Genomic DNA, 5,284 nt, shown 5'->3' with positions numbered 1-5,284 from the left:
TCTGTGAGAGTGATGATGAAACGGAATTGTTTTACCTTATTGCCAAGATTTCCGTCAACCTCTTTTTTGCCAAAACGCCGATTTAAAGAACATTTATCATGTTTATTCTACCTGATAATCCAGGTCAAAGCAAGTTTTCGGCAATTTTCTTTTTTAATACATGCATCATCATAATGCCGCTCACTCGGTCAGCGTCAGGTTTGCCTCAAAGTGTTTCTTTTCCCCGTCCGTTCCTACAAAATACCAGCCGTTCTCCCCTGTCTGCGCGCGCAGCAGGGTAAAGGAAGCGCCCATGGGCACCTCACTGTGATAGACGACGGCGAGCCGCGCGGGCGCGTGCGCGGCAATGCGCTCCAGAGGCACATGGTCGCAGACGATATCCGCATAATAGGTGTTGTTCATATGGCGGTTCTGGTCGCAGCGGGTATAAAAGGCCGTTTCCTCCGCCACAGGCTGCGCCTCCCCTTTTACCAGCGATACATCCAGCTCGCATACGGGCGGCTGGACGAACGGCATGGGCATGTCCTCCGGCGGACGGCGCAGGATGCGCTTCGTCCGTGTATCCACCAAGATCCAGCGGCTGTCCACTGCGCTCAGCACCGTGCCGTCCTGCGCGCACAGTGTGGTGTAGCGCCCATACACCGCGCGCTGGGGCGCGCTGGGCCTGGTTGCCAGCGTCACGCACTGCCCCGCGCGCACGGGCGCATAAAACTCCACGGCCAGCTTCGCCAGCAAAAACGCGGTGTGCGTGCGCGCGTACACCTCATTCGTCAGGCCCAGCAGGTCGCACTGGTCGGTGGATATCTGTTGGGCGCGCCGCAGGATGGCCCCCGGCGTCATACGGGCCTCGGCATCGCATTCATACGCCTTTATGGTAAAGCTCTCGGAATAAAAATCTGCATTCATCTGCTGTCTCTCCCTTTCGGCCGCGTCCGCCTGTTCCCGCGCCGCGCCCTGCGTGCGCACACCCGGACCGCCGCTTTCCCGCCTGTGCCCGTAAAAACGGCCCACGGCCATTTTCTTGTTGCACAGCAAAACTATCCCGGCGTTCCCGCCCAGGGACCGGCCGGAAAGGCGAAAAAACAGCCTGCGGCTATTTTTTACAAAACCACACCGCCGTCCGGGGCGCGCGGTGTGCTATACTATAATAACACAAAAGGACAAAATCCGCACGCATGCAGAAAGGTTTGATTTTGTATATGGGTTATTACGGACGCTACACGGCCGCCTATTCCATCGGCTGTCTGCTGATGCTTTCACTTTATATCGCCGGTATTTTTTTGCACTGGGCCGCTTTCGGCGTGCTTCTGGTGCTTACGCTCGCGGGTGTGATGCTGCTGGCGGTGATTTGCAGCGTGCTGGGCACGCGCCGCTTCAATGCGGCGTACCAGCGCTTTCTTACGAGCTGCGACGCCGCGGCGTTTCTGGCCGAGATACGCGGGTGCCAACGCTGGCAGAACCGCAGCACGCGGCCCAACCTGGCATTGAATGAAAGCTTTGCCCTGCAGGCGCTGGGGCGCGGCCCCGAGGCGCTGGAGGCGCTGTCCCGCATGGGGATGGACCGCGTGCCCCGCCGCAGCAAAAGCTGCCTGCAGCAGCTCCGCCTGAGCGTTTATACGCGCCAGGCCAGCATCGCCATCGGCCTGGAAGATTACGCCGCGGCCCGCAGCCAGCTCGCATATCTGCGTGACGAAGTGCGCACGCTGCCGGCGGGCAACGCGCTGTTCGGGCATTTCAGCAAGGCGGTGCTGGACCTGGAGCACATGATGGCCGTGCAGCAAGGCGAGCCGGGCGGCCATACCGCCTATTTCCGCACCGAGCTGGGGCTTGCTCCCAACAGCTACCTCCGGGCGCAGGCGAGCTATTATCTGGCCTGCGCACTGCTTCTGGAGGAAAACGATGCGGCCGGCGCCGTTCCCCTGTATGAGCAGGCCCGCGCGCTTGCGCCCCAGCTCTGGGTGGCGGCGCAGGCAGGCGCCGCGCTGAACGCTCTGCATGCGCAGGAAGCTGCGCAGCCCTCTGCCGGGATATAAAACGGCGCCAGAGCGGGCCGGCGGCCGCCACAGTTTTGTAACATTCATACCGGACGGATGTGGTATAATAATTTCAAGTCCGCCGCTTGCGCGGCTGCGCGCACTTCGTACGCTGATGCGCTTCCGCGCATCGGCTTGAGAACATTGAACCATGCAAAATTTCAGCGGACGAAATTTTGTTAAAGCCGCGCCGTGTGGCGGCCCCGCCGGCGGGCAATCCTAACAATGGCCCGCATCATCTTCCGGAAAGCAGGTATTTTTTATGATGGACCGCAAAAAACTTTTGCTTCTTTATAACCCCAGCGCGGGGCGCGCGCAAACCTCCCGCAACCTGGACATGCTGCTGCAAAAATTCTGCACAGGCGGCTGCGAGACGACCGTATATCCCATTCTGGACGGGCTGAACGCAGAGGACATTCTGGCCGGGGCCGAAAGCGCGGGCTACGACATTGTGGTATGCTGCGGCGGCGACGGCACGCTGCACCATACGGTGAACGGCCTGCTGCGCCTGGAGCAGCCGCCTCTGCTGGGCTATATTCCAAGCGGCAGCACCAACGATTTCGCCGCCTCTCTCGGCCTGCCCAAAACGCCCGAGGACGCCGCGGACGCCGTGGTCAACGGCCGGCCGCATGCCATCGACGCAGGGGATTTCGGCGGTGAGCTGTTCTGCTATGTGGCCGCCTTCGGCGCCTTTTCCGCTGTTTCCTACGAAACGCCCCAGAACATGAAAAACGCCATGGGGCACCTTGCCTACATCATTGAAGGCGTCAAACGCCTGCCCATCGGGGAAAAATATCCTGCCCGCGTGGAGGTTGGAGACCAGGTGTTCGAGGAGGAATTTTTGTTCTGCTCCATTTCCAACACAACGTCCATCGGCGGCTTTTCGCTGGACAAAAGCGTGGAAGCCACACTGGACGACGGCGAATTCGAGGTGCTGCTCATCAAAGCGCCCACAAGCGTGGCGGAAGCGAACACCATCGTCTCCAAGCTGCTGGCCCGGGATTTCAACAACGAGCTGATCCATCTGCTGCATGCGGACAGCGTAACGGTACATTTCCCCACGCCCACAAAGTGGACGCTGGACGGCGAGTACGGCGGTGAGCACACCGATGTATCCGTACAGGTGCTTGCCAACGCGCTGCACATGGTCTTTTGAGGGAGGGCCGCCTTCCCTCAGCAAAGGCCTTTCTTACAAAAAAACCTCCTGCCGGGGGGGAGGACACTTTGTAAGGACGTATAGACTTTGTAGAGGTGCTGTATGGTTAGAGAAATTTACGAAAACGAGCTAAGTAAATTGTTAAATCTGTATCTATATCTGCACGAGAAGTCTGTACCGGAAAGGACGGAACATTTAAAAACGACATGGGAAACGATTATAAAAGATAAAAATCATCACATTATAGTGAATGAGGCTGATAATAAAATCGTATCCTCTTGTGTTTGCGTAATAATTCCTAATTTAACAAGAAATGTCCGGCCGTACGCCTTTATAGAAAATGTTGTTACTTTAAAAGACTACCGCGGCAGAGGGTATGCAACAGAATGTTTGAATTATGCCAAAGAAATTGCCAAAATGGAAAATTGTTATAAAATGATGCTGCTCACCGGTTCAAAGGAAGAGTCAATACTTAAGTTTTATAGAAGCGCAGGGTATAACAGCAGTGATAAAACCGCTTTTATTCAATGGCTTGAATAGGACAATTTTCCGTTTATCAAAAAACAGCATATGGCGACTGTGCTGGTGTGAGCGTGTCCACAGGTATAACGAGCATCGGATTGCGGCACTGCAGTCCAAAGTAGAAGTCCGCACCCTGAAAAGGGTACGGACTTCATTGATTCATGCATTTTCTAAGGAACTTCCTTACGAGGGGATTCCCGGCAGGAGGTTTTTTGTATCCGGCGGACGGAAAGCAAAAACGTGCCAGATCAATACAGCAGCATCCCAAAGTAAGTCACTGTATTTTCTCCGCCGTTATAGGTCAGGCCGGCTTTTGCCGCCAGGCTTGCAACATCGATCCCGAAGCCTTCCAAAGAGGGAAACAGCATTTCCGGCATTCTGCATGCACCCTCCGGATAGGTGCAGGCTTCGCATCTGTTACAGCCTTCATTGGACAAAAGAAGGAATGAAGAAAGCTGGTTTTTCACAAGGATATACAGCCTGTCACACAGCTTTTTAAACGCCCCGTGTCCTTCGGTCATTCCTTCGTAATCAAAAGGGTCTGTCAAAGGATATACGGCGTCAAAAACCATCGCCTTTTCATACCGGAGGCACCGCTGCCTGCACTGTTCAACCGTTCCAACCGCGGGAGGGCACGCCCAGGTTCTTCCGTACAAGCGGCAGGTATCGTTTTCGCAGATCTTCCGAACCGCATCGCTGAACAGGATCTCCGCTGTGGAAATAAACCCGTATCGGCTTATCCCTGTTTTCTTCAAATCACGGTCCCGCAAGCCGGGAATAATACATCCCATATGAATTCAGGCCTCCTGTCCTGCCGCCTGTGCGGCGGGGCGTTTTACTCCTCCTGCGCTTTCTTGTGCCGGTGTGCGCGCAGAATGCATTCGGCCACGCCCTCTGCGGAGATGTCCTCCGCCGTCAGGAACGGCGCACCGGTCTGCTGCGCCAGCGCGCGGGCCGTCACCGGGCCGATGCACACGCACACAGCGCCCTTCGGCGCCGCGCCGCAGGCGGAGAACCATGCCCGCACGCCGCCCGCGCTGGCAAACGCCAGATAGTCTGCCTCCGCATTGGGCGATGCCGCGGCATATTCCGTTTTGTACAGCGTATATTCCCGCACCGAAAAGCCTTGAGCCGTCAGGATGCCGCGCATCTCCGGGCTGCTTTCCGCGGCGCGAAACAGCAGGATCTCTTCGCCGGGGCCGGCGGCGGCGCACAGCGCACGGGCCAGTTCCGCGCCTGTGGCCTGCTCCGGGCACAGATCCGCCGTGATGCCCCTCTGTGCCAGCGCCTCCGCCGTAGCCGGGCCGATGGCGGCAAAACGGCAGGCGTGCAGACGGCGCACGTCGATGCGCGCCGCGGCAAGCGCGTCAAAAAAGCAGCCGACGCCGTTGCGGCTCGTCAGCACCACCCAGCAGGAGCGCCCGTCCGCCAGCCTTTCCCAGCCCGGCTGGGGCGGCAAAGGCCGCACCCGGGCCGTCATGCAGGGAACCGCGGCCGCGCCCAGTGCTTCCAAACGCCGGGCGAGCCGTTCTGTGAAGGCGGGCGTTCCCACCAGCCCCACGCGCACGCCTGC

The 5,284-nt window shown here is 58.0% G+C and carries 6 protein-coding genes; 3 read left to right on the top strand and 3 right to left on the bottom strand.

Going from position 1 to position 5,284, the window contains the following annotated elements:
- Window positions 1-180: 180 nt before the first annotated feature.
- The gene (locus tag IIY41_RS12225) at window positions 181-906 is read right to left on the bottom strand and encodes an acyl-[acyl-carrier-protein] thioesterase (RefSeq protein WP_287400969.1); all 726 of its coding nucleotides are present in this window, start codon (window positions 904-906) and stop codon (window positions 181-183) included.
- 269 nt (window positions 907-1,175) lie between these two features.
- On the opposite strand from IIY41_RS12225, the gene IIY41_RS12220 reads away from it, so the two are divergent.
- The 3 genes from IIY41_RS12220 to IIY41_RS12210 all read left to right on the top strand — a co-directional run bounded on the left by IIY41_RS12220 (window position 1,176) and on the right by IIY41_RS12210 (window position 3,729).
- Window positions 1,176-2,033, top strand: a complete 858-nt coding sequence (locus IIY41_RS12220) for a hypothetical protein (RefSeq protein WP_287400967.1) — start codon at window positions 1,176-1,178, stop codon at window positions 2,031-2,033.
- A 262-nt stretch (window positions 2,034-2,295) separates the two neighbouring features.
- Complete coding sequence (locus tag IIY41_RS12215) at window positions 2,296-3,189, top strand: diacylglycerol/lipid kinase family protein (RefSeq protein ID WP_009322552.1); 894 nt, start codon at window positions 2,296-2,298, stop codon at window positions 3,187-3,189.
- 102 nt (window positions 3,190-3,291) lie between these two features.
- Window positions 3,292-3,729, top strand: a complete 438-nt coding sequence (locus IIY41_RS12210; protein ID WP_117472949.1) for a GNAT family N-acetyltransferase — start codon at window positions 3,292-3,294, stop codon at window positions 3,727-3,729.
- A gap of 230 nt (window positions 3,730-3,959) precedes the next feature.
- Here the strand turns inward: IIY41_RS12210 and IIY41_RS12205 are convergent, their stop codons facing one another.
- Both IIY41_RS12205 and IIY41_RS12200 read right to left on the bottom strand, forming a co-directional pair.
- Complete coding sequence (locus tag IIY41_RS12205) at window positions 3,960-4,502, bottom strand: DUF2284 domain-containing protein (protein ID WP_050005389.1); 543 nt, start codon at window positions 4,500-4,502, stop codon at window positions 3,960-3,962.
- A gap of 44 nt (window positions 4,503-4,546) precedes the next feature.
- On the bottom strand, window positions 4,547-5,284 hold a 738-nt coding region (locus tag IIY41_RS12200; RefSeq protein WP_287400963.1), incomplete at its 5' end, for a uroporphyrinogen-III synthase.

Origin of the sequence: Ruthenibacterium sp., assembly GCF_017421385.1 — a bacterium.
GTDB classification, from domain to species: Bacteria; Bacillota; Clostridia; order Oscillospirales; family Ruminococcaceae; genus Ruthenibacterium; species Ruthenibacterium lactatiformans.
This window is presented reverse-complemented; position numbering and strand designations above follow the sequence as displayed.

Coding starts and splice junctions, on each gene's coding strand:
- IIY41_RS12220 (WP_287400967.1), top strand. CDS start 1,176: ATGCAGAAAGGTTTGATTTTGTATATGGGTTATTACGGACGCTACACG.
- IIY41_RS12215 (WP_009322552.1), top strand. CDS start 2,296: ATGATGGACCGCAAAAAACTTTTGCTTCTTTATAACCCCAGCGCGGGG.
- IIY41_RS12210 (WP_117472949.1), top strand. CDS start 3,292: ATGGTTAGAGAAATTTACGAAAACGAGCTAAGTAAATTGTTAAATCTG.
- IIY41_RS12205 (WP_050005389.1), bottom strand. CDS start 4,502: ATGGGATGTATTATTCCCGGCTTGCGGGACCGTGATTTGAAGAAAACA.
- IIY41_RS12225 (WP_287400969.1), bottom strand. CDS start 906: ATGAATGCAGATTTTTATTCCGAGAGCTTTACCATAAAGGCGTATGAA.